Here is a 24,803-nt window from a genome sequence, read left to right as displayed (position 1 = left end):
CGGCCCATCCCCCGCGCGGAGCCCGCCAGGCCCGCTCACCAACGCGGTGCCGATCCGTCGCGATCCGGGTCGCCGCCCAACGCGGCGATACCGAGCCAGTCGGCGCAGACATCCGACGTGGCCGGGTGCAGTGAGCCGCAGCGGGCATCGCGGTAGAGCCGCTCCAACGGATGACCGCGGCGGGTCGCCGAGGTGCCCGCCGCCTCCAGCACCGACGCCGCCACCTCGGCAGCCGTGGTGCCGGCGAGCAGCTTCGCCCGCCACACCCAGCGGTTGGTCTCCGCGTCGCCCGGTGCCTCGTCCACCCGGCGAGCTGCCTCGGCCACCACCAGCTGGGCCGCCGCCGTCGCCGCGTCCGCCCGCCCCAGCCGGGCCCGCACCGCCGGCAGGCCGGCCAGGTTGCGGGCGTTGAGATGCTCGGCAGCCGCGTCGATCGCCGCTCGGGCCACCCCCACGTAGACGGCCGCGTAGCTGGCCACCAGCCAGTGCGGCATCAGCTGGGCGACCACCAGGGCAAGCCCCTCCACCCCGCCGAGCAGCCGGTCGGCCGGCACAGTGACGTCCAGATGCAGGTCGTGTGAGGAGGTGGCGCGCATGCCGAGCGAGTCCCAGGTCGGCTCCACGGTGAGACCGTCGCCGGCCGGCACCAGGAACTGCGAGACCACCGACTGGTCGGCGGCACTGCGCGCCGCCACCAGGTAGCCGTCGGCATGCCCGGCGCCGGAGCAGAAGGTCTTGCTGCCCTTGAGGTGCCAGCCCTCGTCGGTCGCCTCGTAGACCGTGCTCAGCTGGGACAACCGGGCACCGGCGCCGCGCTCGCTCATGGCGACCGCGTACCAGGAGCCCTGCGCCGCGGCGGTGAGCAGCCGGTCCCGTGCGACCAACGCCTCGTCCGGCACGCCCAGCGCCTCGGCCAACTCCTCGGTGACCGCGCCCAGCGCGCCGGTCACCGAGGCGTGCATGTTGAACACCAGGGCGGTCGCGCCGTTGCCCCGGGCAAGCTCAGTGGCCACTGCGGTGTACTCGGCGAAGCTGGCTCCCAGGCCACCCAGCGCCCGGGGGACCATCAGGCCGAACAGGCCGGCCTCCCGCAGGTCACGGAAATCATCCGCTGGGAAGGAACCGTCCCGGTCGTGCTCTGCCGCCCGCGCGGCGAACCGCGGCGCCAACCGGCGGGCCGCCTCAAGCGCGTGCACCGTCATATCGCCTCCTTCTCGGCGTCCCATACCCCGCCACGACCCGACTATCCTTTGCGGATCCCCCGGCCCTGGTACAGCACGGCGGTGGATCGGGTCGGCACGATGCGAGGGGCGCGGCCGGCAGGTGTCGCATCGGGCGTCCCCGCCGCGCGGGCACGGCGCAGCAGCCAGGCAACCAGGCCGGTCACCTGCGGACGGATGCCCCGCAGCCGCAGGTCGACGCCGTGCCGGGCACACTCGGCCACCAGCGCCCGGGCGTCCACGAACAACCGGGGATCGTGGATGCCACGCGGCACGGTCGGCAGCCGCTCGGCGAGCCGGACCGCGACCAGCCGCGCCAGCGCCGTGTCGTTCAGTGTGTCCAACACGAGCAGGCCGCCCGGGCGCAGCAGCCGGCACGCCTCGGCCACCGCGCGCGGCCAGGCCGGGACATGCTCCAGCAACTCGCCCGCGGAGACCACGTCGGCACAGCCATCCGGGAGCGGGACCGCCGTGACATCGCCCTGGACCACGCGCACCCCGTGCTCGGCGGCCTGGACCAACGCCGAGCGGGTCAGATCGACCCCGACGTGGCGGTAGCCCTTGCCGGTCAGGTGCGGCGCGAGCAGACCGGCGCCACAACCCAGATCGACCAGCAACGCGTCCGGACGAGTGGCCGGGGGCACCAGCGCCGCGCGGGCCTCAGCCAGCCAGTGCAGCATCGCGAACGCGCCATCTGGCCGCCACCACTCACCGGCCAGGTCGTCGTACTGGCGCGGATCGTTACGCGGCAGCACCCTGGGGCCGGTGGACGCCGCAGCCGCAGCCACCTCTCGCATGGCACCGAGCGTGGCACGACTGCTCGGTAACGACCAGACTTCCCTTATGTCGTCGAGGGTGTTAGGGCTGGTCAGAGCGAGCCATCCGGAACCGGCCGCAGCGGTGACCACGGTGGCCGGTCTGCTGGCGTGGGGAGTGGGTCACCGGCCGACCGGAATCGTTTCGGTGGTGCTCGCCGTGCTGGCCAGCCAGCTCGCCGTCGGCTGGACCAACGACGCGCTGGACGCCGAGCGGGACGCCACTGTGGGGCGTACCGACAAACCGGTCGCCGCTGGCGCGGTCGGTCGGCGCACCACGGCCTGGGCCGCGACGGCGGCCGCGGTGGCCTGCCCGCTGCTGGCGCTGACCACGAACCCGACGGCGGCGTTCTGGCTGACCGTCGCCCTGGTCTCCGCGCTGCTCTACGACTGGCCGCTCAAGGCCACCGCGTTCTCGGTGCTGCCGTACGCCGTCTCCTTCGGCGCGCTGCCCGCCTTCGTGGTGCTGGCGCTACCCGGTCAGCCGGCCCCGCCGGCCTGGCTGGTGGCGGCGGCGGCGTGCCTGGGCGCCGGCGCGCACTTCGCCAACGTGCTGCCCGACCTGGCCGACGACGCTCGGACCGGGGTGCGCGGCCTGCCACACCGCCTGGGCGCCGCCGGCAGCCGGGCGGCGGCGGCCGGTCTGCTCCTCGCGGCGACGGCGATCCTGGTCCTCGGGCCACCCGGGCCGCCGTCGGCGATCGGGTTGGCGGCGGTCGGCACGGCCGCCGTGGTGCCGCCACTGAGCTGGTACGCCGGGCGCTCGGCGGTCCGGGCCGGCCGACGGCCGGTGTCCGCGTTCCGGGCGGTGATGCTGGTGGCCCTGATCGACGTGGTCCTGCTGGTCGCGAGCGGTCGGGTGGTGTGAACGGCACCCGGCCAGGTGGCAATGCCGGGTCCGCGTGCGGGCCTCGATCAGTCCCAACTACGCTGGAACGCGGTCTGCGCGGGTATGGCCACCGTGCCCGGCGTGCGGCCCGGGTGGGGATTGTGACGAGGAGGACCGACGTGACGCGCTCGATCAGGGGATCCCGGCGGGCGGCCCTGTTGCTGTCCGGGATTGCGGCGACCAGCCTGCTGGCGTCCGGATGCGGCACCGGTCAGATCGCCGAGACCGCCACCAAGGAGGCGTCGGTCCAGGGCGTCAGCCTCACGACCAAGAACGGTTCCTTCTCCGTGCGTGGCCTGCTGGTGGACTACCCGGGCACCGAGGGCTACCGGGCCGGCCAGGACGCTCCGCTCAACGCCGTGATCTACAACGACTCGAAGGAGACGGTGACGGTCACCGTCACCACCGAGAGCGCCCGCGAGGTGGTGATCAGCGGCGGCTCGGCGAGCGCGTCGCCGTCCGCCTCGGAGTCCGCCCCCGCCAGCCCGTCGACCTCCACGTCCGGCTCGGCCACCCCGTCGGCGACCCCGTCCGAGACCGGGTCGTCCTCGGCCACCCCGTCCGCCCCGGAGTCGGCGCGGGCGTCGGGCTCGGCCAGCGCGGCCGCCCCGGGTCAGCCGGCCCGGATCGAGCTGGCTCCGCTGAGCTACCTTCAGCTCAACTCCGAGGCCACCACGCAGCTCCGGCTGATCGGCCTGACCGAGGCGCTGCGCTCGGGCCAGAACGTCATCGTGACCTTCGACTTCGGTAACGGCAACACGGTCACCGGTCCGGCGCCGATCGCGGTGCCGCTCACCCCGGCGGCGCCCCCCTCCCCGATCATCGAGCGCGAGGGCGGCTACGACGACGAGGGCGGCACGACCCACGAGTGATCCGACCGTCACATCGACAAACACCCCGGCGTGGTGACCACCACGCCGGGGTGTTTTCGTCGGACGCGAGGGCTAGCGTCCTGATGTGACCACCTCCCGATCGACCCCTCCGCGTGGCGGCACGGCCGGTGCCGCTCGTGGTCGGTCCACCACCCGCGATCCGCGTCCGGCCTACCAGTGCGACGCCTGCGGGCACCAGCCACCCAAGTGGGTGGGGCGCTGTCCGGAGTGCGGCGAGTGGGGCGCGGTGGTCGAGAGCACGGTGACGGGCCCGACCGTCTCCGGTCGGGTGGTCAGCTCCCGGATGCCGGCCGAGCCGGCCCGCCCGATCGCCACCATCAGCGCCGCTCCGGCCCGCGCCCGTCCGACCGGGGTGAGCGAGCTCGACCGGGTGCTCGGCGGCGGCCTGGTCCCGGGCGCGGTGGTGCTGCTCGCCGGCGAGCCCGGCGTGGGCAAGTCGACCCTGCTGCTGGACGTGGCGCAGCAGTGGGCCGCCGGCTCCGGCAGCCCCTCGCTGGTGATCAGCGGTGAAGAGTCGGTCAGTCAGGTGCGCCTGCGTGCCGAGCGGATGGGCACCCTGCACGACCAGCTCTACCTCGCGGCTGAGAGCGACCTGGCCGCGGTGCTCGGGCACCTCGACGCGGTCAAACCCGGCCTGCTGGTGCTCGACTCGGTGCAGACCATCTCGACCACCGGCACCGAGGGGGTGCCCGGTGGGGTGACCCAGGTGCGCGCGGTCACCTCCGCGCTGGTCTCGGTCGCCAAGGAGCGGGGCATCGCCACCGTGCTGGTCGGGCACGTCACCAAGGACGGCCAGGTGGCCGGGCCGCGCGTGCTGGAGCACCTGGTCGATGTGGTGCTGTACTTCGAGGGCGACAAGCACTCCTCGCTGCGTCTGGTGCGCGGCGTGAAGAACCGGTTCGGCGCGGCCGACGAGGTCGGCTGCTTCGAGATGCACGAGGGCGGCATCAGCAGCCTGGCCGACCCGTCCGGGCTGTTCCTGACCCGCTACGCGGAGCCGGTCCCCGGCACCTGCGTGACCGTGGCCATGGAGGGGCGGCGCGCCCTGGTCACCGAGGTGCAGGCCCTGATCGGCGCGACGGTGGCCGGCTCTCCCCGACGCACCGTCTCCGGCCTCGACTCGGCGCGACTGGCGATGGTGCTCGCGGTGCTGCAACGGCGCACCGAGCGGCTGACCCTGCACGACCGGGAGGTCTTCGCCGCCACGGTGGGCGGCATCCGGGTGGTGGAGCCGGCCGCCGACCTGGCGGTCGCGTTGGCGGTCGCCTCCGGCGGGCTCAACCTGGCCATCGCGCCGCACCTGGTGGCGATCGGTGAGGTGGGGCTGACCGGCGAGGTGCGTCGGGTCGGGGCGGTGCCGCGCCGGCTGGCCGAGGCGGCCCGGCTCGGGTTCAAGGTGGCCCTGGTGCCTCCCGGTTGCGGCCCGGCCAGCACCGGCGCCGGCCCCGAGCAGATGCGGGTGACCGAGGTCACGGACGTTCGTTCGGCGCTGCACCACGCGGCCCGCGCGTCCGCCGAGTGACCGACCGTGTCGACGGGGACGGCGATACCGGACAGCACGTCGCAAGCGGGGAAAGGGTGGGAAGGGCCGCATCGTGACACATCACAGTAACCACGACAGCACCCACCGCACGGCAGTCCGTAGACTGTGCCCGTGCCGATCGACCGCGATACCACCAAGCCAGCCGGCGCGCCGCCTCAGGCCCGCACCGGCGCCGTGGGCTCGCCCGCCCGCCCGATCAGCGTGAGCGTCACCGCGGGAGCCGCCGGGGGCACCGGGGATCCGCTACGGGCCAACCTCGCCCTGATGGCCCCCGGCACCGCCCTGCGCGACGGTCTGGAGCGCATTCTGCGCGGCCGCACCGGCGCGCTCATCGTGCTCGGCTACGACAAGGTCGTCGAGGGCCTGTGCACCGGCGGCTTCGCGCTGGATGTGGAGTTCTCCGCGACGCGGGTCCGGGAGCTGTGCAAGATGGACGGCGCCGTCGTGCTCTCCAGCGACGGCACCAGGATCGTCCGAGCGGCCGTGCACCTGATGCCCGACCCGTCCATCCCGACCGAAGAGTCCGGCACCCGGCACCGCACCGCCGAGCGGGTGGCACGGCAGACCGGCTACCCGGTGATTTCGGTCAGCCAGTCGATGCGAATCATCAGCCTCTACGTCAACGGCCAGCGGCACGTGCTCGACGACTCGGCGGCGATCCTCTCCCGGGCCAACCAGGCGCTCGCCACGCTGGAGCGCTACAAGCTCCGGCTGGACGAGGTCTCCGGCACGCTCTCCGCACTGGAGATCGAGGATCTGGTCACCGTGCGGGACGCGGTGGCCGTGGTGCAGCGGCTGGAGATGGTCCGCCGGATCGCCGACGAAATCGCCGGGTACGTGGTGGAGCTGGGCACCGACGGCCGCCTGCTCGCCCTGCAACTCGACGAGCTGATGGCCGGCGTGGACGCCGACCGGACGCTGGTCATCCGGGACTACCTCCCGGTCGGCCGCAAGTCGCGCACCCTGGACGAAGCACTGGTCGAGCTGGACCTGCTCGGCGCCACCGAGCTGATCGACCTGGTGGCGGTGGCCAAGGCGATCGGCTACCCGGCCGCGTCCGACGCGCTGGACGCCGCGGTCAGCCCACGCGGCTTCCGACTGCTGGCCAAGGTGCCCCGGCTGCCGGTGGCGGTGGTCGACCGGCTGGTGGTGCACTTCGGCAGCCTCCAGCGGCTGCTCGGCGCGACCGTGGAGGACCTGCAGGCTGTCGAGGGGGTCGGTGACGCCCGGGCCCGAGGCGTCCGCGAGGGGCTGTCCCGGCTCGCCGAGGCATCCATCCTGGAGCGGTACGTCTGACCCGGCTCAGCCGGTGACGGTGAGCTTCGTCGGCGCGCTGAGCTTCGTGCCGACCCGAGCGAACACCTGGTATGTCCCGAGCGGCGGGAAGGGGCCAGCGGCCAGCCCGCTGCCGTCGCACCGGCTCGTGTCCCGCCCGTTCCAGGCAATCTGGTAGGAGCGCTCGAAGTTCGGCGTGAAGGACTGCACGTCCGAGCCCTGGACCTTGCCGCAGGTGTCCGACGACCAGATCTTCTCGGCACCGGACTTGATGAAGATCTCCTGTAGATCGGCGCCGACGTTCCGGCTGCACGTCCGGTCCGACGTGTTTTTGATCTTCAGCTCCAGGTCGACCACCGCCCCCCGCTGGACCGAGGTTGGACTCGCCACCGAAACCACGCTGATCTCCGCGTTGGTGCAGGTGCCGTCGTCCTCGGAACCGGCGGCCGCGCCCAGCGGTGGTTCGTTGCTGGTGGTCGCGGGGCTCGGACTCGTCGCATCGGGGTCGGCGGACGCCGGCGGAGCACCGGTCTGCGGTGTCAGCACCGGCCCACCCGGCCCCGGCGACTCGGGAGACGTCGGCGTCGAGGTCGCCGTCGCGGTGGGCGTCGCCCCCGCCTGCGGTCGCTCACCGGAACGACCCGAGCCGGTGCAGGAATAGAGCAGGACAATCAGGAAGAGAAACCCCGCTCCGAGTACGACGGCGCGACGCCGCCAGTACACGGCGGGTGGCAGGGGGCCGACCGTCAGACGCATGATGCCCTCCACCGTAGCCGCGCTGCCCCCGCCAGTGCGGTGCGACGCGCCGGAGCCCCACCGAGGCACCCGCTCGACCTTCCACTGCGGACGGACCCCCTGACCGTCCGGCACACCCTCAGAGGTAGACCTTGCGCTGGTAGACGGCGTGCGCCCCGCCCACCCGATCCAGAAAGAGCAGCCCCGCGCAGTGGTCGATCTCGTGCTGCAACGCCCGCGCCTCGAAGCCGTCGGTCACCAACCGGACCGGCTCGCCGGTGCCCGGCAGGTCACCCTCCACCACCAGCCGACTGGCCCGCTTCACGTCCCCGGTCAGGTCCGGCACCGACATGCACCCCTCCCGGCCCGGCTTCCACCGGGTCGCCTCGACCACCCGGGCATTACAGAGCACGAAGGTGCCATGCACGGTGACCGCCTTCGGATGGCCGGTCACATCGACGGCGAAGACACGGGCGCCCACCCCGACCTGCGGCGCGGCCAGCCCAACGCAGCCCGGCGACACCCTCATCGTGGCGACCAGGTCGGCCGCGAGCTGGACAGTCTCCTTCGCGGTCGGATCGACCTCGTCAGCGGCCCGACTGAGCACCGAATCCGGGGCGGACACCACGGCCCGCACCTCGCCCGGCACAGCCAGCGCCTCCGGTGTCCAGTCGCCCAGACCGGCGTACGTCTCGACGGCCGGCCCACTCTCCTCGCCGGTCACAACAGATCCGGGTCCGCCGGCCGGAGAGTGACCTCCACGCCCAGCTCGGCAGCCGTCCGATGCAGCCGGTCGATCAGTGTGTCGGCCACATCGATCGGCAACTCGACCTCCGCCAGCACCACGTAGAGCGAACCGGCCAACCGGGTACTCAGGTCGGTGACGTTTCCTCCGGCGTCCACCAGCACCCGGGTCATCGCCGCGACGATGCCCATCCGGTCCGAACCGTGCACCGCCATCACGTACGGCTCACCCGCCGGAGGCACCTCGCCGTCGGGGGTGACCGCGCGTACCGTCGCCAGCAGTTGACCCTCGACGGCCAGCGGCGCCAGCGCGGCCTCGACCTCGGCGGCCGCCGGCCCGGTGCAGATGAGGGTCATCGCGAAATGCCCCCGCAGCCGCGTCATCGTGCTGTCGGTGAGGTTTGCGCCCAGTCGGGCCAGCACCTCCGCGACGTCAGCCACGATGCCCGGCCGGTCCCGACCGATGACGGTGATCGCGAGCTCGTTCATCCGCGCATTCTCCCCGATCCGTCGGGCGCCGTCGTGACACCCCGCCCGAACCGCCCAACCATCGGGAACGCACCGCGTGACATCATCGACGGCGCCATGACTCAACCCGACTTCGCCACCCTGGTCAGCCGATGGTTCCAACAGCACGCCCGTGACCTGCCATGGCGTGAACCCGGTGTCACCCCGTGGGCCATCCTGGTCAGCGAGGTCATGCTCCAGCAGACTCCCGTGGTCCGGGTGGTGCCGGCCTGGCAGGCATGGCTGGCCCGCTGGCCGGACCCGGACGCGCTGGCGGCGGACACCCCCGCCGAGGCGATCCGGATGTGGGGACGCCTCGGCTACCCCCGCCGGGCGGTCCGACTGCGGGAATGCGCGGTCGCCATCGTCGACCGGCACGGCGGCCAGGTGCCGGACCGGCTGGAGCAACTGCTGGCGCTGCCGGGGGTCGGCACGTACACGGCGCGGGCGGTGGCCGCATTCGCGTACGGGCAGCGGCATCCCGTGGTCGACACCAACGTGCGTCGGGTGGTCTGCCGGGCAGTGGGCGGTGAGCCGGACGCCGGGCCGGTCACCCGGCCGGCCGATCTGGTCGCCACCGAGGAGCTGCTCCCGGCCGAACCGGCCGCGGCAGCGCTGGCGAGCGCCGCGTTCATGGAGCTGGGTGCGGTGATCTGCACAGCCCGATCACCGCGCTGTACGGCCTGCCCGGTCGAGTCGGTCTGCGCGTGGCGGGCCTCCGGGCAGGAGCAACCGGCAGGGCCAACCCGGCGACCCCAGCGGTACACGGGCACCGACCGACAGGTACGCGGGCTGCTGCTCGGGGTGCTCCGTGAGACCACCGGGCCGGTACCGCACCAGCGACTGGACCAGGTCTGGACCGATGACGTGCAGCGCGCCCGCGCCCTGGCCGGCCTGGTGCAGGACGGGCTGGTCGAACCAGCTGGGACCGACTCCTTCCGCCTAGTCGGCGACGGCCCGTCCCTCCCCGTCGCCGACCTCCCCATTGCCGACCTCACCACCTGACCGGCCGTGAAGCGGTGATCGACTCCATATCGCCGACATGGGGGCCCGCCGACGCCAGGACACCGCGACATCGCCGATATTGAGTCGACACCGCACGAGGCGGACGACGACCCCCGAGGCGATCACCGCACGAGGCGGGCGGGCAGCGGAAAAGGCGGGGCCCCGGTGGCTTGCGCCACCGGGGCCCCGCCCCTTGCTGCCGGTTGTGCTACTCGTCCGCGCCTGCGGCGGCGGTGCCGCCGAGGTCGGCCGGTACAGCGTCCGGAACCTCGACCGGCTTGTCCGCGCCGTGGAAGACGAGCTTGGACTTGTCGATGTCGTTCGGGTCGCCCTCGCAGTCCACCACCACGATCTGACCCGGGGTCAGCTCGTTGAACAGGATCCGCTCGGAGAGGTTGTCCTCGATGTCGCGCTGGATCGTGCGACGAAGCGGACGGGCACCGAGCACCGGGTCGAAGCCCTTCAGCGCCAGGTACTTCTTGGCGTTGTCGGTCAGCTCCAGACCCATGTCCTTGTTGCGCAGCTGGCCCTCGATCCGCTGGATCATGATGTCCACGATCTGGAGGATCTCGTTCTGGCGCAGCTGGTGGAAGACGATGGTGTCGTCGATCCGGTTGAGGAACTCAGGCCGGAAGTGCTGCTTGAGCTCGTCGTTGACCTTCTGCTTCATCCGGTCGTAGGTCGACTCGGAGTCCTCCGACTGCTGGAAGCCCAGCGACACCGCCTTGGCGACATCGCGGGTGCCCAGGTTGGTGGTCAGGATGATGACCGTGTTCTTGAAGTCCACGATCCGACCCTGACCGTCGGTGAGCCGACCGTCCTCCAGGATCTGGAGCAGCGTGTTGAACACGTCCGGGTGGGCCTTCTCGATCTCGTCGAAGAGAACCACCGAGAACGGCCGACGCCGCACCTTCTCGGTCAGCTGCCCGCCCTCGTCGTAGCCGACGTAGCCGGGAGGGGCACCCACCAGCCGGGAGACCGTGTAGCGGTCGTGGAACTCGGACATGTCCAGCTGGATGAGGGCATCCTCGCTGCCGAAGAGGAACTCGGCGAGCGCCTTGGACAGCTCGGTCTTACCCACACCGGACGGGCCGGCGAAGATGAACGAGCCCGACGGGCGCTTCGGGTCCTTCAGGCCGGCCCGGGTACGCCGGATCGCCTTCGAGACCGCCTTGACCGCGTCCTCCTGGCCGATGACGCGCTTGTGCAGCTCGTCCTCCATGCGCAGCAGGCGCGAGGTCTCCTCCTCGGTCAGCTTGTAGACCGGGATGCCGGTCCAGTTGCCGAGCACCTCGGCGATCTGCTCGTCGTCAACCTCGCTGACGACGTCCAGGTCACCGGCCTTCCACTCCTTCTCCCGCTGAGCCTTCTGACCGAGGAGCTGCTTCTCCTTGTCACGCAGCTGGGCGGCGCGCTCGAAGTCCTGAGCGTCGATCGCGGACTCCTTGTCACGACGCACCTGGGCGATGCGCTCGTCGAAGTCACGCAGGTCTGGCGGCGCGGTCATCCGACGGATCCGCATCCGGGCACCGGCCTCGTCGATCAGGTCGATCGCCTTGTCCGGCAGGAAGCGGTCGGAGATGTATCTATCGGCCAGAGTTGCGGCAGCCACCAGGGCTGCATCCGTGATCGAGACCCGGTGGTGCGCCTCGTAGCGGTCACGCAGGCCCTTGAGGATCTCGATGGTGTGCGCCAGCGACGGCTCACCCACCTGGATCGGCTGGAACCGGCGCTCGAGAGCGGCGTCCTTCTCCAGGTGCTTGCGGTATTCATCCAGCGTGGTGGCGCCGATGGTCTGCAGCTCACCACGGGCCAGCATCGGCTTGAGGATGCTCGCGGCGTCGATCGCGCCCTCGGCGGCACCCGCACCCACCAGGGTGTGGATCTCGTCGATGAACAGGATGATGTCGCCGCGGGTGCGGATCTCCTTGAGCACCTTCTTGAGGCGCTCCTCGAAGTCACCGCGGTAGCGGGAACCGGCGACGAGCGCACCGAGGTCGAGCGTGTAGAGCTGCTTGTCCTTGAGAGTCTCGGGCACCTCGCCCTTGATGATCTTCTGGGAAAGCCCCTCCACCACGGCGGTCTTACCGACGCCGGGCTCACCGATCAGGACCGGGTTGTTCTTGGTACGGCGGGAGAGCACCTGCATGACCCGCTCGATTTCCTTCTCGCGCCCGATGACCGGGTCGAGCTTGCCCTCGCGGGCGGCCTGAGTCAGGTTGCGGCCGAACTGGTCCAGCACCAGGCTGGTCGACGGCGCGGCCTCACCCGGCGCGGCGCCCGCAGCGGCAGGCTCCTTGCCCTGGTAGCCGGAGAGCAGCTGGATCACCTGCTGGCGGACCCGGTTGAGGTCGGCGCCGAGCTTGACCAGCACCTGGGCGGCAACGCCCTCGCCCTCACGGATCAGACCGAGCAGGATGTGCTCAGTGCCGATGTAGTTGTGGCCGAGCTGCAGCGCCTCGCGCAGCGACAGCTCCAGCACCTTCTTGGCCCGCGGCGTGAACGGGATGTGCCCGCTCGGCGCCTGCTGGCCCTGGCCGATGATCTCCTCGACCTGCTGGCGGACGCCCTCCAGGGAGATGCCGAGGCTCTCCAGGGCCTTTGCCGCGACGCCTTCACCTTCGTGGATCAGGCCCAACAGGATGTGTTCCGTACCGATGTAGTTGTGGTTGAGCATCCGGGCCTCTTCTTGGGCCAGGACGACAACCCGTCGCGCTCGGTCGGTGAACCGCTCGAACATGCCCTCGTGCTCCTCACGTGCCGTGCGCCTTGATGGTCAAGATCTTGGCGGGGCCGGTGCACGAACGTCCAGGACGGGCGTCCGTGCCTCCTTACTCTATCGTTGCTGACCGACTCAGCTGAGGTCGTGTGTCTTCGGTCTGGGTCGGTTCTACGTCGTTTTGCACAACCGTCCGCGCTCAGGAGGTGTTCCGGTAGCCCTGCCGCTACGCGCAGAGCGAAATCCGAGTAACGCGACGGAAGCCCAATCCCGGCTCCGGAAGCGATCCGGGAGGCTCCGGGAGGGCGGACGGGCGGTCGCGACGAACGAGCGGCCGGCCCTGGGGAAGGTTGTCCACAGGCTGTGGATAGCTCTTCCACTGGTTGTGGACAACGCCGGTGGGCACGGAATGCTTCCCGGACCCTCAGCCCGACCCGGCGGGCGGTCGACCCCGTACCGGCCGCGCACGCCGGGGCCGGTCGCGGATGCGGCGACGCCGGCCCGGAGAACTGCTCCGGCCCGGCGTCGGTGTCGCCTACGGTGGCGGCTGGCCACCAAGCTGCTGAGGGATCAGCGCTTCGCGTGGTACTCGTCGACGATCTCCTGCGGGATACGACCCCGGTCTGAGATGTCCTTGCCAGCCTTCTTGGCCCACTCCCGGATCGCCTTGTTCTGTTCCCGATCGGCGGTCGCGCCACCCCGACCGCGGGCAGCCCGTCCACCGATCACCACGCCGCCCCGGCCGACCTTGGTGCCGGAGCCCACGTACGAGGCAAAAGCGTCGCGCAATTTCGCGGCGTTGGCACTCGACAGGTCGATCTCGTACTGAACGCCGTCGAGGGCGAACTTGACGGTCTCGTCCGCGTCCCCGCCGTCCAGGTCATCGACCAGCTTGTGAATGATCTGTTTGGCCACGTCGCACATTCCTTTCGAGCAGGGCGCTCCTGCTAACGAGAGCACAATAACCCGCGCGCTGCTCGCCGCGTCAATAGGATGCCGTTACGGCTCGGCGTGAGCCGGGCGAGACTACTCCGGGCGGACCAACGGGAAGAGGATCGTTTCCCGAATTCCGAGCCCGGTCAGGGCCATCAACAGCCGGTCGATTCCCATTCCCATACCGCCGGCCGGCGGCATTCCATACTCCATCGCCCGGAGAAAGTCCTCGTCGAGACGCATCGCCTCGTCGTCGCCACGGGCGCCCAACTGCGCCTGGGCCACCAGCCGCTCGCGCTGCACGATCGGGTCGACCAGCTCGGAGTACGCGGTGCCCAGCTCGAAGCCGAGCACGTAGAGGTCCCACTTCTCGGCCAGCCCCGGCTCGCTGCGGTGCGCCCTGGTGAGCGGGCTGGTCTCCTCCGGGTAGTCCCGGATGAAGGTGGGCGCGTCCAGGCCGGGGACGACCAGCTCCTCGAACAGTTCCTCGGCCAGCTTGCCCGGGCCCCACTTGGGGTCCACGGCCAATCCCACCTTGTCGGCGTACTCCACCAGGCGGGAGCGTTCGGTGCGGACCGTGACCTCCTCGCCGAGTGCTTCGGAAAGCACGCCGAACAGCGTCACCGACCGCCACTCGCCGCCCAGGTCGAACTCGCGCCCGTCGGCGTGGGTCACCACCATCGAGCCACTGACCGCGATCGCCGCCTGTTGCACGAGATTGCGGGTCAACTCGGCCATCGTGTCGTAGTCGCCGTACGCCTGGTAGGTCTCCAGCATCGCGAACTCCGGCGAGTGCGAAGAGTCGACGCCCTCATTACGGAAGTTGCGGTTGATCTCGAAGACGCTGTCGACGCCGCCGACCACGGCGCGCTTGAGAAACAGTTCCGGCGCGATTCGCAGATACAGATCAGTGTTCAACGCATTGCTGTGGGTCACGAACGGTCGAGCCGCCGCGCCACCATGCAGCAGTTGCAACATCGGCGTTTCCACCTCGATGAAGCCCCGCCCATGCAGTGAATCGCGCAGACTGCGTACCGCGGCGGCCCGGGTACGGACCATCTCCCGTGCCTGAGGGCGGACGATCAGGTCCACGTAACGCTGCCGGACGCGGGCCTCCTCGGAGAGCGGCTTGTGCGCCACCGGCAGCGGTCGCAGCGCCTTGGCGGTCATCTCCCACTGCCGCGCCAGCACCGACAGCTCACCCCGCCGGCTGGTGATCACCTCACCGGTGACGCCGACGTGGTCGCCGAGGTCGATCAGGCGCTTCCAGGCCTCCAACTGCTCCGGCCCGACCCGGTCCAGGGAGAGCATCGCCTGTAGCTCGGTGCCGTCGCCGTCCCGGAGAGTCGCGAAGCAGAGCTTGCCCGTGTTGCGTACGAAGATCACCCGGCCGGTGACCGCGACCTCGTCACCGGTCGCGGTGTCGGTCGGCAGGTCGGCGTAGCGCGCCCGGACCTGTGCCAGGGTGTTGGTGCGGGAGAAGCCGACCGGGTAGGGCTCGACGCCCTCGGCGAGCATCCGGTCCCGCTTCTCCCGGCGAACCTTCATCTGCTCGGGAAGGTCATCGGCGGGGTCCACTGGCACGGGGTTCTGCTCGCTCACGGCACGCTTCCTCGTCACGGAGATACAGGGGGTCAGGCCCGAGCGTACTCAAGCGTCCCGGGGGCTGTTAGCGGATAACCTGCCCGTCATGGTCGATCACACTCACGCCCTCTCGTTCGGCGCGGCCGCGGCCGACTACGACCGGTTTCGACCCCGTTATCCGGAGGAAGCCGTCCGATGGGCGCTGGACGGGCTGGGCGGTTCCGCCCGTGTCGTCGACCTGGGCGCGGGCACCGGCATCCTCACCCGCGGGGTGCTCGCCCTGGGCCACGAGGTGACCCCGGTGGAGCCGGACCACGACATGCGCACCCAACTGACGGCCGCCACCCCGGGGCTCACCGCGCTGGCCGGCGGCGCGGAGTCCGTGCCGCTGCCCGACGGGGCCGCGGACGCCGTCGTGGTGGGGCAGGCCTACCACTGGTTCGACCGGGAGCTGGCACACGCCGAAATTGCGCGGGTCCTGCGGCCCGGCGGGACGTTCGCCCCGATCTGGAACCTCCGGGACGAGCGGGTCGACTGGGTCGCCGAGCTGGGCCGGATCGCCCACCTGGGGGACAACGCCGGCAACGTGACCGAAAAGTACGCCGACTTCGGCTCCGCGTTCGGGTCGATCGAGCTGGGCGAGTTCACCCACCACACCACGCTCACGCCGGACGAGATCGTCGCGATGCTGCACACCCGCTCGTACTGGCTCACCGCCCCGGCCGAACGGCGGGCGAAGATCGACGAGGAGTTGCGCACGCTCCTGTCCACCCACCCCGACCTGGCCGGCAGGGAGACCGTCGAGCTGCCGTACCGCACGATCGTCTTGCGGGCCCGGCGACGCTGAGCCCCCGCGCAGCGACCGAGCCCGGCGGCGGCCGGGTCACAGGTTGCGGTCGTAGACCATCCGCAGCCCGATCAGCGTGATCATCGGCTCGTGATGCGTGATCGACCGGCACTCGTTGATCACCAGGGAGGCGAGGCCACCGGTGGCGATCACCGCCCGCACCTCGCCCAACTCCTCGGTCATCCGCTCGACGATCCGGTCCACCTGGCCGGCGAAGCCGAAGTACAGGCCGGCCTGGAGGCACTCCACGGTGTTCTTGCCGATCACCGAGCGGGGCTTGGTGGCCTCGACCTTGCGCAGCTGGGCGGCCCGAGCGGCCAGCGCGTCGAAGGAGATCTCGATGCCCGGGGCGAACGCCCCGCCCAGGAACTCGCCCCGCTCGCTGATCACGTCGAAGTTGGTGGTGGTGCCGAAGTCCACCACGATCGACGGCCCGCCGTAGAGGGTGTACGCGGCCAGGGTGTTCACCACCCGGTCGGCGCCCACCTCCTTCGGGTTGTCGATCGCCAACTGCACCCCGGTCCGTACCCCGGGCTCGACGATCACGCTCGGCACTTCGGCGTAGTAGCGGCTGAGCATGGTGCGCAGCGACCGCAGCGCGGCCGGCACCGTGGAGCAGGCCGCCACACCGGTGATCTCGACGTTGTCCCCGGCGAGCAGGCCCCGGAACATCAGGCCCAACTCGTCCGCCGTCGAGCGGGCATCGGTCTTGATCCGCCAGGAGTGCACCAGCTTGTCGCCGTCGAAGGTCGCCAGCACGGTGTTGGTGTTTCCGATGTCGATGCAGAGCAGCACGCACGCAGCCTAGACAACGACCGTACGGGCGGGCGCGGACCGGCCGGTGGGCCGTATCCTGGCCGTATCGCGATATGAGCATGAGTCGATCCACGGCGCGGCCGGACGGGGAGCGGACATGTCGGGGACGTGGTGGGTGCGGGGCCGCAACACCCTGCGCCGGCGTCGACGGCACGTGCTGGTGCTGGTCGCGTTGGCCGGCGGCGCCATCTGGATGGTCGTACAGGCATGGCGGGCGTCCCTGCGGGAGAGTGGCAGCTTCGCCGGCGACCTCTACCTCAACATCGGCGCCGCGCTGATCATGACGCTGCTGACCTACGTGGTGCTCAACCCGCTCTTCCGCGAGCTGCAGACGGTCAGCATCATCGAACACCCCCGACTCGACCGGGACGCCCTGATCGAACGGGTCGCCCAGTCCCGGGAGATCGTGGCCATCCTGGAAACCTGGACCAGCATGCTGGAGGGCCCGTACGCGCCCCGGTTCGTGGCCGCCCTGCGCTCCGCGCTCGCCAACGGCGCCGCCGTCAAGGTGCTGCTCCTCGACCCGGACTCGCCTGCGGTCCGGCTGCGCGGCGAGGAGCTGCGCCGGCGGGACGCCTCGGTGGCCATCCTCAACAACCTGTGGCACCTCGCCCGGCTCAGCGAGGAGCTACCCGAGTCGGCCCGAGCCCGCCTCCAGGTCCGGGTCTACAGCGCCGCCCCCTCGGTGCAGATGTACCGCTGGGACGGCAAGGCGTTCATCTCGTTCTTCCCGGTGCAGGGCAGCACATTCGACACCCAGCAGATCGAGGCGTTCGTCTCGACGCCGTTGGGCGAGTTCGTCGACGACCGGTTCGCCGAGCTGTGGGAGACCGCACCCCTGGAGGACCTGGCGGCCTGCCTCACGCTGCGGCTCTGCCTACGCCAGGCTGGTCGGGACCTGGAGACCTGCGACGCGCTCTACGTACGCTCCGACGGCGACTGGTACATCGCCGGCACCGACCTGGTGCGCAACGTGGCCCGGCACGGCCTGACCGGGCTGACCGTCGTGCTGGACCGGCCCGAGGCAGCCGGCGAGATCTTCGCCATCGGTGAGGCCGACGAGCTACCGCCCGAGATCTACAACCGGGTGTTGGAGCTCTTTCGGGCCAAGTACGGCCTGGACGGCCGACAGGACACCGAGAACAGGGTGATCTTCAACCTGGCCGCCAGCTCGCTGACCAGCGTCTGAGACGCCGGCGGCCCGCCCGCTACCCGGTCCGCAGGTCGAGCGCGATGTCCAGGATCGGCGACGAGTGCGTCAACGCACCCACCGAGAGGAAGTCGACGCCGGTCGCCGCGTACCGGCCCGCCACCTCCAGGGTCAGCCCACCGGTCGCCTCCAACTCCGCCCGGTCACCCACCGCGGCAACCGCCTCGGCCAGCACCTCGGGCGTCATGTTGTCGCAGAGCAGGAAATCCGCCCCGGCCTCCACCGCCTCCACCGCCTCGGCGACCGTGGTCACCTCGACCTGCACCGGCACCTCCGGGAACGCCTCCCGAACCCGCCGATACGCAGCGGTGATGCCCCCGGCCGCGAGCTTGTGGTTGTCCTTGATCATGGCCACGTCGTAGAGGCCCATCCGCTTGTTGGTGCCACCGCCGGCGCGCACCGCGTACTTCTCCAGCGCCCGCAGGCCCGGCGTCGTCTTGCGGGTGTCCAGCACCATCGCCTTCGTGCCAGCCAACGCGTCCGCCCAGGCGCGAGTGTGGGTGGCCACCCCGGACATCCGGCAGAGCAGGTTGAGCGCCGTCCGCTCGGCCGTCAGCAGCAGCCGGGTCGGACCGGTCACCGTCGCCAGCACGGCACCGCGGGCCACCCGCTCGCCGTCGCGGGCCACCACCGACACCTCGACGGTACGACCGAAGCCCGTCACCTCGCCCACCAGCTCGAACACGGCGGCGGCCACGGCCATCCCGGCCAGCACCCCGTCCGCGCGGGCCACCAGGTCAGCAGTGTCGGTCTGCTCCGCCGGAATGGTGGCCACGCTGGTGACGTCGAGGAAGTCCGGGCCCAGATCCTCGACCAGCGCGTTCTCGATCACCCGCCGCACCTGCGCCGGGTCCAGCCCGGCCGCCCGCAACGCCTGCAGCGTCGACTCGGTCATGAATTTGCCTCCCAGCGCTGCGTCATCCGGCCCTGCACCCCTATCGACCCGACCAGGTGGCCCAGCCACCGCTCGTCGGCTATCGGGAAGTCCTCCCGCCAGTGGCAACCCCGGGTCTCGCCGCGCGCGTACGCGGCAGCCACCAGCGTCGACGCCACGGTGAGCAGGTTGGTCGCCTCCCAGTCGGCGGTCCGCGGCCGGCCCCGGGCAACACCCAACTCGGTCAGCGTCCCGGCCGTCTCCGCCAGCGTCGCGGCGGAACGGAGCACCCCGGCCCCCCGCGTCATCGCCCGTTGCAGGGGAGGCGTCGCCTCCGCCGGCAGCACCCAGCCCGCTCCACCACGCCACGCGCCGGTGTCCGCCGGCTGAACCTGCTCAGGCAGACCTGCCGCGATGTCCTCGGCGATCCGCCGGGAGAAGACCAGACCCTCCAGCAGCGAGTTGCTGGCCAGCCGGTTCGCGCCGTGCACACCCGTGCAGGCCACCTCGCCGCAGGCGTACAGGCCGGGGATGGAGGTGCGGCCGCGCAGATCGGTGCGGACACCGCCGGAGGCGTAGTGGGCGGCCGGCGCGACCGGAATCAGGTCGGTCGCCGGGTCCACGCCGATCGCCAGGCAGGACGCCACGATGGTCGGGAACCGCCCGGCCAGGAAGTCCCCGCCCAGGTGCCGGGCGTCCAGGAAGACGTGGTCCGCGCCGGTGGCCAGCAACACCCGGTGGATGCCCTTGGCCACCACGTCCCGGGGTGCCAGCTCGGCCAACTCGTGCTGGCCCACCATGAACCGCTTGCCGTCCGCGTCCACCAGGTACGCGCCCTCGCCGCGCAGCGCTTCGGAGACCAGCGGCTGCTGTGCGTGCCCAACGCCGGGCATTCCGGCGCCGGTCGGGCTGATCAGTGCGGTCGGGTGGAACTGGACGAACTCCACGTCGGTAACCGCCGCGCCGGCCCGCATCGCCAGCGCCACCCCGTCCCCGGTGGAGACCGCCGGGTTCGTGGTGGCCGAGAAGATCTGCCCCATCCCGCCGGTGGCGAGGACCACCGCCCGGGCCAGCAGCGCACCGACGCCGTCCTCGCTGCCCTCGCCCAGCACGTGCAGGGTGATCCCGCAGGCCGGGCCGAGCTCGTCCGGGCCGTCGCCCGGCGCTCGCAGCAGGTCCAGCACCAGGGCGTGCTCGACCAGTCGGATCCACGGGTCGCGCTGCACCGCGGCGTGCAGGGCCCGCTGCACCTCCGCGCCGGTGGCGTCCCCGCCCGCGTGCACGATCCGGTCCGCCCGATGCCCGCCCTCACGGGTCAGCATCAGGGAACCGTCCGAGTGGCGATCGAACTCGGCGCCGATCCGGATCAGCTCACGCAGCCGGGTCGGACCCTCCTCGACCAGCACCCGGACCGCCGCCGGGTCACAGAGCCCGACCCCGGCGACCTCGGTGTCCCGGGCGTGCGCCGCCGAAGTGTCCGTCGGGTCGAGCACGGCGGCGATGCCGCCCTGTGCCCACCGGGTCGAGCCATCGTCGATATTGACCTTGGTGACCACCGTGACGTGCAGGCCCGCCTCACGCAGGTGCAGCGCCGCGGTCAACCCGGCCACCCCGGAACCCACCACGATCACGTCGGTGGTCTCCACCCAACCGGGCGCGGGCGCGGCCAGCAATTCGGGTAGGGCCGGCAGGTCGACGGTCGGAAGGTCCATCCCCCCAGTCAACCCGAACCATCCTCGCTCGGGGCGGCGGGGGCGGGACGAGTGTTTTGGGCGACGCTGTCCGGCGCCGCCCGCCCCGCACCGGCCGTCGGGCCGTGGTCACTTCGTCCGGACCGGTAGGCCAGCCGGGCCCGCGCCCTTCAACGAGGCGGCCACCGTACGGTCGCTGAGCCACAGGTAGCAGCGGACGCCCCGGTCACCGACCTTCCAGCGCCCCGCACCTGGCAGGCGGACCACCACACCGCTGCGAAACCGCAGCTCGGCGTCGTCCGGCACGCCCACATAGCGGCCGAGGACGCTGCGACAGCCGGCATAGAACGGCACCGAGTCGGCGTCCCGGGTCGGGTACGCCGTGTCCGGCGCGCGCCACACCCCGACGAACTCGGCGTCGTGTTGTCTACCGCACTCCACCGGGTCCAGTGTCTGCTCACCCCGCCTGGCCGCGCCACGGGTCTGCTGGCAACCCAGCCGCAGCCCGGAGGCCCCCTTCAACGCGTCCCGGAGGCTGCCCGACCGGACGACCACCTTCGCCGCAGCCTCGACGGTGGTCAGCTCGGTGAGGTCGCACCGGAACCAACGGGAACCCACCGCCCAGCCCGGCCCGGAGGGAAGCGCCACGGACAACCGCAGCCGGCCGGACCGCCAGTCGTCGCCCACGTAGCCGGTCGCCCGGGTGTCGCACTCGGCGAACGCGCCTCGCAGTTCCGCCGAGCCACCCACCGGGGCATTCGCCCGCTCGACCGGGAACGCCCCCACATGCACGGTCTCCACCCGGTGCGGGCCTGCGCAGTCCACCGGCTCATAGCTGGCCAGAGTGACCACGTCGGTGAAATCCGCAGCCTGGCACACCCCGGCGGCCGGCGTGAACGCCGTGGCCGGCGGCAGCGCCGCCCAGTCGTCCGTCAGGTCACCGTCCAGGCCATTGGACCCGGCACAGCCGACCAACAGCACTGCCGTGACCGCAGTGGCGAACAGAGTCGTCATCGCACGCATAGCGGCCTCCCCCAGCCACCGGCCGGCTTCCGCCAGCGCGCCAAGGGTAACCAGAAATGACCTTCTGGTGACAGACCGGAATCGCGTCGTGCGGGATCAGACTCCGGACACGGCCAGCGGGCTGGGCACCGGGTCACCGGCCGTGCCGGGGGCCGCCGCAGCCGGGTCGGCACCCAGCTCGATCACCCGGTTGTCCGCGTCCACGTGCACCACCCGCGGCCGGTACGACCGCGCCTCGGCGTCGTCCATCTGCCCGTACGAGATCAGGATGACCAGGTCACCGGGGTGCACCAGGTGCGCGGCTGCGCCGTTGATGCCGATCACGCCGCTGCCCCGCTCGCCCGGAATCACGTACGTCTCCAGCCGGGCACCGTTGGTGATGTCCACGATCGCCACCTGCTCGCCGGGGAGCAGGTCGGCGGCGTCGAGCAGGTCCTCGTCCACCGTCACCGAACCGACGTAGTGCAGGTCGGCCTGGGTCACCGTGGCACGGTGGATCTTCGACTTGAGCATGGTCCGCAGCATCGGGATGGCCTTTCGCGGGAGTGGTGGAGGGTGGTGCGGCCGGGTCAGGGGCGGGGGGCGAGTCGGATCGCGGCGTTGTCGATCAACCGGGTGGCGCCCACCCACGCGGCGATCACCAGCCGGGCCGGCCCGGACACCGGCCCCGGCTCCAACTCGGGATCGGTGAGCACCAGATAGTCGAGGCGGGCACCGGGCGTACCGGCACCGAACGCGGCGTGCGCGGCGGTCAGCACCGCCCCCGCGTCCAGGCCGTCGTCGGCCGCCCGCGCACCGGCCCGCAGCGCGGCGGACAGGCTCAGCGCGGCGGCCCGCTCCGACCCGCTCAGGTAACGGTTGCGGCTGGAGAGCGCCAGCCCGTCCGGCTCCCGGACGGTCGGCACGCCGACCACCTCGACCGGCACGTCCAGGTCCCGCGTCATCCGCCGGATCAGGGTGAGCTGCTGGTAGTCCTTCTCGCCGAAGAAAGCCAGGTCCGGCTGCGTGAGCTGAAGCAGCTTCAGCACCACGGTGAGCACGCCGTGGAAGAAGCCGGGGCGGCTCGCGCCCTCCAACTCCACGCCGAGCGGGCCCGGGTCGAGGCTTACCCGGGGCTGGCCGTCCGGGTACATGTCGGCCACCGACGGAGCGAAAACCAGGTCGGCGCCAGCCCGTCGGCACACCTCCAGATCCACGTCGAGAGTCCGCGGGTAGCGGTCGAAGTCCTCGTTCGGCCCGAACTGCAACGGGTTCACGAAGATCGTCACCAGCACGTGGTCGGCCTGTTCCCGGGCCGCGCGCAGCAACGTCTCGTGACCGGAGTGCAGCGCGCCCATGGTCATCACCACCCCGACCGCGCCCTTCAACCCGGCTCGGGCCTCAGCCAACTCGGCGCGTGTGTGCACGAGCTGCGTCATGCGGCCACCTCCCGACCGCTGTCGGCCAGCACACCGAGCAGCGACTGCGCGTCCGCCGGCCGGAGCCGGCCGGCGGCGATCGCCCGGTCGGCGGTACGCCGGGCCAACGCCAGGTACGCGGGAACGGACTCCGGCGCGGTGGCGGCCAACCGGGCCAGGTGCCGCTGGACGGTGCCCGCGTCGCCACGGGAGACCGGGCCGGTCAACGCGTCATCGCCGAGCCGCAGCGCGTTCTCCAGGGCAGCCCGCAGCAACGGGGCGAGCACCTTCTCCGGCCGGGCCACCCCGGCGTCGCGCAGCCGGTCGGTCGCCTCGTTCACCAGGGTCACCAGGTGGTTCGCGCCGTGGGCCAGCGCGGCGTGGTAGAGCGGGCGGTCCGCCTCGCCCACCCACTCGGGTACGCCGCCCAGGTCGGCGACCAGTCGGGCGGCCAACGGGCGCAGTTCCGCTGGGGCGGTCACCCCGTACGAGATGCCGGCCAGCCGGTCCAGATCGTCCGGCGTACCGGTGAAGGTCATGGCGGGGTGCAGGGCGAGCGGCCGGGCACCGACCTCGGCCGCCGGTGCCAGCACGGCCAGGCCATGCGCGCCGGAGGTGTGCGCGACCACCTGGCCCGGACGCAGCGCACCCCGCTCGGCCAGGTCGGCCACCACACCGGCCAACGCGTCGTCCGGCACCGCGATCAGCAGCAGGTCGGCGGCGGCGTGGGCCACGGCCGCGACCGGGTGGCGGGGCACCTCGGGCAGCAGCAGCGCGAGTCGGGCGCTGCTGGCTCCGGTACCGCCGGTGACGGCGACCACCCGATGCCCGGCGGCAGCGAGTGCGGCCCCCAGCACGGCTCCGACCCGACCGGCACCAATGACTCCGACGGTGAGCAGACGGGGGGCGACGAAGGCGCCGATGTCGGCGCGGTCCCGCGAGGCGGCGGGCCCATGCGGGGCGGCCGGACGCGGGCGCAGCGGTGCGCTCATGATCACGATCCAGTCCTCGAGAAGGGGTACCGGTCGATCGCAAGTATGCGCCGGGCCTACCGAACCGGGACAAGCATGTGTGAAAACGTTCACCACCCCCGCAGGGCACCCTTGCCACAACACCGTCCGCGCCAGACCGGCCCCGTCGATCATGGACTTGTGGTGCCGACTAAACACCAAAATGAGCGCTTTGTCCCCCACCACAACTCCATGATCGACGCGGCAGTAGGGTCGGCACTGTGACCCACCCGCAACGCGGAATGAACTGATGTCGATCGCCTGGCGAGACGCGATGAGCCAGGCCCTCTACGGGCCGGGCGGCTTCTTCGTCGCCGGCACCGGGCCGGCCGACCACTTCCGCACCAGCGTGAACGCCTCCCCGGCCTTCGCCACCGCCCTGCTGCGCCTCCTCGAACAGGTGGACTCGGCCCTCAGCCACCCGCCACGACTCGACGTGGTCGATGTCGGGGCTGGGCGTGGGGAACTCCTGCAAAGCCTGCTCAGGCTCGTCGGATCCGCACCCGCCGTAGGGGTTTCCGGGGAGCCCACCCACTCCGGGCGGTCCGGCTTGATCCCTCCGTGGGCGGGCTTCCCGGAAACCCTGACTCCCCCGGCCTCCGTCCATCGGTCGCCCGACGAGCCATCGTCCGGCACCGTCCGTCCGTCACTCGCGGAACGAGTCCGCTTCACAGCTGTCGAGTACGCCGACCGCCCCGAGAACCTGCCCGAAGAGATCAACTGGACGTCTGAGATCCCTGGTGAGATCACGGGGGTGCTGCTGGCGACCGAGTGGCTGGACAACGTCCCACTGGACGTGGCAGTCCACCTCGAAGACGGCTGGCGGTACGTACTGGTCGACCCGGAGAGCGGTGTCGAGTCGATTGGTGAGCCGGTCAGCCCGGCTGATCTTGATTGGCTTACGGAGTGGTGGCCCAGCCCCACGAGCCCTCGCACCACGAACGGTGCCCCGGATCCGGGATTGACCTGGACGGACACGACACGCGAAGGCGAGTCGGGTTTCGGGGCAGCCCGGCCGGCGCAGGGATCAAGCCTGACCGACCATCGGCCGGGCGGCAACGGCGTTGACAGGC

23 protein-coding genes are annotated in these 24,803 nt (G+C 71.5%); 8 read left to right on the top strand and 15 right to left on the bottom strand.

Annotated features, from left to right (window positions below; all coding sequences use genetic code 11):
- Window positions 1-35 precede the first annotated feature (35 nt).
- Both ABZT18_RS12385 and ABZT18_RS12380 read right to left on the bottom strand, forming a co-directional pair.
- A complete protein-coding gene (locus ABZT18_RS12385; protein WP_354994552.1) occupies window positions 36-1,202 on the bottom strand; it encodes an acyl-CoA dehydrogenase family protein in 1,167 nt (388 codons plus the stop codon).
- Between the two features lie 41 nt (window positions 1,203-1,243).
- A complete protein-coding gene (locus ABZT18_RS12380; RefSeq protein WP_354994553.1) occupies window positions 1,244-2,017 on the bottom strand; it encodes a methyltransferase domain-containing protein in 774 nt (257 codons plus the stop codon).
- Window positions 2,018-2,063: 46 nt separating this feature from the next.
- On the opposite strand from ABZT18_RS12380, the gene ABZT18_RS12375 reads away from it, so the two are divergent.
- From ABZT18_RS12375 to disA, 4 genes are all read left to right on the top strand, one after another.
- Window positions 2,064-2,903, top strand: a complete 840-nt coding sequence (locus tag ABZT18_RS12375) for a UbiA family prenyltransferase (RefSeq protein WP_354994554.1) — start codon at window positions 2,064-2,066, stop codon at window positions 2,901-2,903.
- A 140-nt stretch (window positions 2,904-3,043) separates the two neighbouring features.
- Window positions 3,044-3,796 (top strand): hypothetical protein, encoded by a 753-nt coding sequence (locus tag ABZT18_RS12370; protein ID WP_354994555.1) that lies wholly within the window; start codon window positions 3,044-3,046, stop codon window positions 3,794-3,796.
- Between the two features lie 85 nt (window positions 3,797-3,881).
- Window positions 3,882-5,339, top strand: coding sequence for a DNA repair protein RadA (radA, locus tag ABZT18_RS12365; RefSeq protein ID WP_354994556.1), 1,458 nt, complete (start codon window positions 3,882-3,884; stop codon window positions 5,337-5,339).
- Between the two features lie 132 nt (window positions 5,340-5,471).
- Entirely contained in the window at window positions 5,472-6,656 is a 1,185-nt protein-coding gene (gene disA, locus ABZT18_RS12360; RefSeq protein WP_272613959.1) for a DNA integrity scanning diadenylate cyclase DisA, read from the top strand.
- Window positions 6,657-6,662: 6 nt separating this feature from the next.
- On the opposite strand, the gene ABZT18_RS12355 is transcribed toward disA, so the two are convergent.
- The 3 genes from ABZT18_RS12355 to ABZT18_RS12345 all read right to left on the bottom strand — a co-directional run bounded on the left by ABZT18_RS12355 (window position 6,663) and on the right by ABZT18_RS12345 (window position 8,603).
- Entirely contained in the window at window positions 6,663-7,391 is a 729-nt protein-coding gene (locus ABZT18_RS12355) for a hypothetical protein (protein WP_354994557.1), read from the bottom strand.
- A gap of 118 nt (window positions 7,392-7,509) precedes the next feature.
- Window positions 7,510-8,094, bottom strand: a complete 585-nt coding sequence (locus ABZT18_RS12350; RefSeq protein WP_354994558.1) for a peptide deformylase — start codon at window positions 8,092-8,094, stop codon at window positions 7,510-7,512.
- A complete protein-coding gene (locus tag ABZT18_RS12345) occupies window positions 8,091-8,603 on the bottom strand; it encodes an ACT domain-containing protein (protein ID WP_354994559.1) in 513 nt (170 codons plus the stop codon). The genes ABZT18_RS12350 and ABZT18_RS12345 overlap by 4 nt, the downstream gene beginning before the upstream one ends.
- 96 nt (window positions 8,604-8,699) lie before the next feature.
- Between ABZT18_RS12345 and ABZT18_RS12340 the strand changes: the two genes are divergently transcribed.
- A complete protein-coding gene (locus ABZT18_RS12340; RefSeq protein WP_354994560.1) occupies window positions 8,700-9,626 on the top strand; it encodes an A/G-specific adenine glycosylase in 927 nt (308 codons plus the stop codon).
- Between the two features lie 208 nt (window positions 9,627-9,834).
- On the opposite strand, the gene ABZT18_RS12335 is transcribed toward ABZT18_RS12340, so the two are convergent.
- The 3 genes from ABZT18_RS12335 to lysS form a co-directional block, all read right to left on the bottom strand.
- Window positions 9,835-12,366: an ATP-dependent Clp protease ATP-binding subunit gene (locus ABZT18_RS12335; protein ID WP_354994561.1), complete on the bottom strand. Its 2,532-nt coding sequence runs from the start codon at window positions 12,364-12,366 to the stop codon at window positions 9,835-9,837.
- A gap of 549 nt (window positions 12,367-12,915) precedes the next feature.
- Entirely contained in the window at window positions 12,916-13,260 is a 345-nt protein-coding gene (locus tag ABZT18_RS12330) for an Lsr2 family protein (protein WP_354994562.1), read from the bottom strand.
- Between the two features lie 111 nt (window positions 13,261-13,371).
- Complete coding sequence (gene lysS / locus ABZT18_RS12325; RefSeq protein ID WP_354994563.1) at window positions 13,372-14,880, bottom strand: lysine--tRNA ligase; 1,509 nt, start codon at window positions 14,878-14,880, stop codon at window positions 13,372-13,374.
- 88 nt (window positions 14,881-14,968) lie between these two features.
- Between lysS and ABZT18_RS12320 the strand changes: the two genes are divergently transcribed.
- Window positions 14,969-15,709 carry a class I SAM-dependent methyltransferase gene (locus ABZT18_RS12320; protein WP_354994564.1) on the top strand — a complete coding sequence of 247 codons (741 nt, stop codon included), beginning with the start codon at window positions 14,969-14,971 and terminating at the stop codon, window positions 15,707-15,709.
- 36 nt (window positions 15,710-15,745) lie between these two features.
- On the opposite strand, the gene ABZT18_RS12315 is transcribed toward ABZT18_RS12320, so the two are convergent.
- Window positions 15,746-16,504 carry a type III pantothenate kinase gene (locus ABZT18_RS12315; RefSeq protein ID WP_354994565.1) on the bottom strand — a complete coding sequence of 253 codons (759 nt, stop codon included), beginning with the start codon at window positions 16,502-16,504 and terminating at the stop codon, window positions 15,746-15,748.
- Window positions 16,505-16,622: 118 nt separating this feature from the next.
- On the opposite strand from ABZT18_RS12315, the gene ABZT18_RS12310 reads away from it, so the two are divergent.
- Window positions 16,623-17,714 (top strand): hypothetical protein, encoded by a 1,092-nt coding sequence (locus ABZT18_RS12310; RefSeq protein WP_354994566.1) that lies wholly within the window; start codon window positions 16,623-16,625, stop codon window positions 17,712-17,714.
- A gap of 19 nt (window positions 17,715-17,733) precedes the next feature.
- Here the strand turns inward: ABZT18_RS12310 and nadC are convergent, their stop codons facing one another.
- The 6 genes from nadC to ABZT18_RS12280 all read right to left on the bottom strand — a co-directional run bounded on the left by nadC (window position 17,734) and on the right by ABZT18_RS12280 (window position 23,712).
- A complete protein-coding gene (gene nadC, locus ABZT18_RS12305; protein ID WP_354994567.1) occupies window positions 17,734-18,630 on the bottom strand; it encodes a carboxylating nicotinate-nucleotide diphosphorylase in 897 nt (298 codons plus the stop codon).
- Entirely contained in the window at window positions 18,627-20,321 is a 1,695-nt protein-coding gene (locus tag ABZT18_RS12300; RefSeq protein ID WP_354994568.1) for an L-aspartate oxidase, read from the bottom strand. Before ABZT18_RS12300 ends, nadC begins: the two co-directional genes overlap by 4 nt.
- A 108-nt stretch (window positions 20,322-20,429) precedes the next feature.
- Entirely contained in the window at window positions 20,430-21,323 is an 894-nt protein-coding gene (locus ABZT18_RS12295) for a septum formation family protein (RefSeq protein WP_354994569.1), read from the bottom strand.
- A gap of 96 nt (window positions 21,324-21,419) precedes the next feature.
- Window positions 21,420-21,848 carry an aspartate 1-decarboxylase gene (gene panD / locus ABZT18_RS12290; protein ID WP_354994570.1) on the bottom strand — a complete coding sequence of 143 codons (429 nt, stop codon included), beginning with the start codon at window positions 21,846-21,848 and terminating at the stop codon, window positions 21,420-21,422.
- A 44-nt stretch (window positions 21,849-21,892) separates the two neighbouring features.
- On the bottom strand, window positions 21,893-22,741 hold the full coding sequence (panC, locus tag ABZT18_RS12285; RefSeq protein WP_354994571.1) for a pantoate--beta-alanine ligase: 849 nt from the start codon (window positions 22,739-22,741) through the stop codon (window positions 21,893-21,895).
- On the bottom strand, window positions 22,738-23,712 hold the full coding sequence (locus tag ABZT18_RS12280) for a Rossmann-like and DUF2520 domain-containing protein (protein WP_354994695.1): 975 nt from the start codon (window positions 23,710-23,712) through the stop codon (window positions 22,738-22,740). Before ABZT18_RS12280 ends, panC begins: the two co-directional genes overlap by 4 nt.
- Before the next feature lie 268 nt (window positions 23,713-23,980).
- Here ABZT18_RS12280 and ABZT18_RS12275 point away from each other — a divergent pair.
- Window positions 23,981-24,803: SAM-dependent methyltransferase (locus tag ABZT18_RS12275; RefSeq protein WP_355251311.1), on the top strand; the 823-nt coding region annotated here is incomplete at its 3' end.

Origin of the sequence: Micromonospora sp. NPDC005291 (assembly GCF_040607415.1) — a bacterium.
GTDB lineage: Bacteria > Actinomycetota > Actinomycetes > Mycobacteriales > Micromonosporaceae > Micromonospora.
The sequence above is the reverse complement of the archived record's forward strand: the minus strand, read 5'-3'. Positions and strand labels throughout refer to the sequence as shown.

Coding starts and splice junctions, on each gene's coding strand:
- ABZT18_RS12375 (WP_354994554.1), top strand. CDS start 2,064: ATGTCGTCGAGGGTGTTAGGGCTGGTCAGAGCGAGCCATCCGGAACCG.
- ABZT18_RS12280 (WP_354994695.1), bottom strand. CDS start 23,712: ATGAGCGCACCGCTGCGCCCGCGTCCGGCCGCCCCGCATGGGCCCGCC.
- nadC (WP_354994567.1), bottom strand. CDS start 18,630: ATGACCGAGTCGACGCTGCAGGCGTTGCGGGCGGCCGGGCTGGACCCG.
- panC (WP_354994571.1), bottom strand. CDS start 22,741: ATGACGCAGCTCGTGCACACACGCGCCGAGTTGGCTGAGGCCCGAGCC.
- ABZT18_RS12310 (WP_354994566.1), top strand. CDS start 16,623: ATGTCGGGGACGTGGTGGGTGCGGGGCCGCAACACCCTGCGCCGGCGT.
- ABZT18_RS12340 (WP_354994560.1), top strand. CDS start 8,700: ATGACTCAACCCGACTTCGCCACCCTGGTCAGCCGATGGTTCCAACAG.
- ABZT18_RS12320 (WP_354994564.1), top strand. CDS start 14,969: ATGGTCGATCACACTCACGCCCTCTCGTTCGGCGCGGCCGCGGCCGAC.
- ABZT18_RS12295 (WP_354994569.1), bottom strand. CDS start 21,323: ATGCGTGCGATGACGACTCTGTTCGCCACTGCGGTCACGGCAGTGCTG.
- ABZT18_RS12345 (WP_354994559.1), bottom strand. CDS start 8,603: ATGAACGAGCTCGCGATCACCGTCATCGGTCGGGACCGGCCGGGCATC.
- ABZT18_RS12335 (WP_354994561.1), bottom strand. CDS start 12,366: ATGTTCGAGCGGTTCACCGACCGAGCGCGACGGGTTGTCGTCCTGGCC.
- ABZT18_RS12355 (WP_354994557.1), bottom strand. CDS start 7,391: ATGCGTCTGACGGTCGGCCCCCTGCCACCCGCCGTGTACTGGCGGCGT.
- ABZT18_RS12380 (WP_354994553.1), bottom strand. CDS start 2,017: ATGCGAGAGGTGGCTGCGGCTGCGGCGTCCACCGGCCCCAGGGTGCTG.
- ABZT18_RS12385 (WP_354994552.1), bottom strand. CDS start 1,202: ATGACGGTGCACGCGCTTGAGGCGGCCCGCCGGTTGGCGCCGCGGTTC.
- ABZT18_RS12300 (WP_354994568.1), bottom strand. CDS start 20,321: ATGGACCTTCCGACCGTCGACCTGCCGGCCCTACCCGAATTGCTGGCC.
- panD (WP_354994570.1), bottom strand. CDS start 21,848: ATGCTGCGGACCATGCTCAAGTCGAAGATCCACCGTGCCACGGTGACC.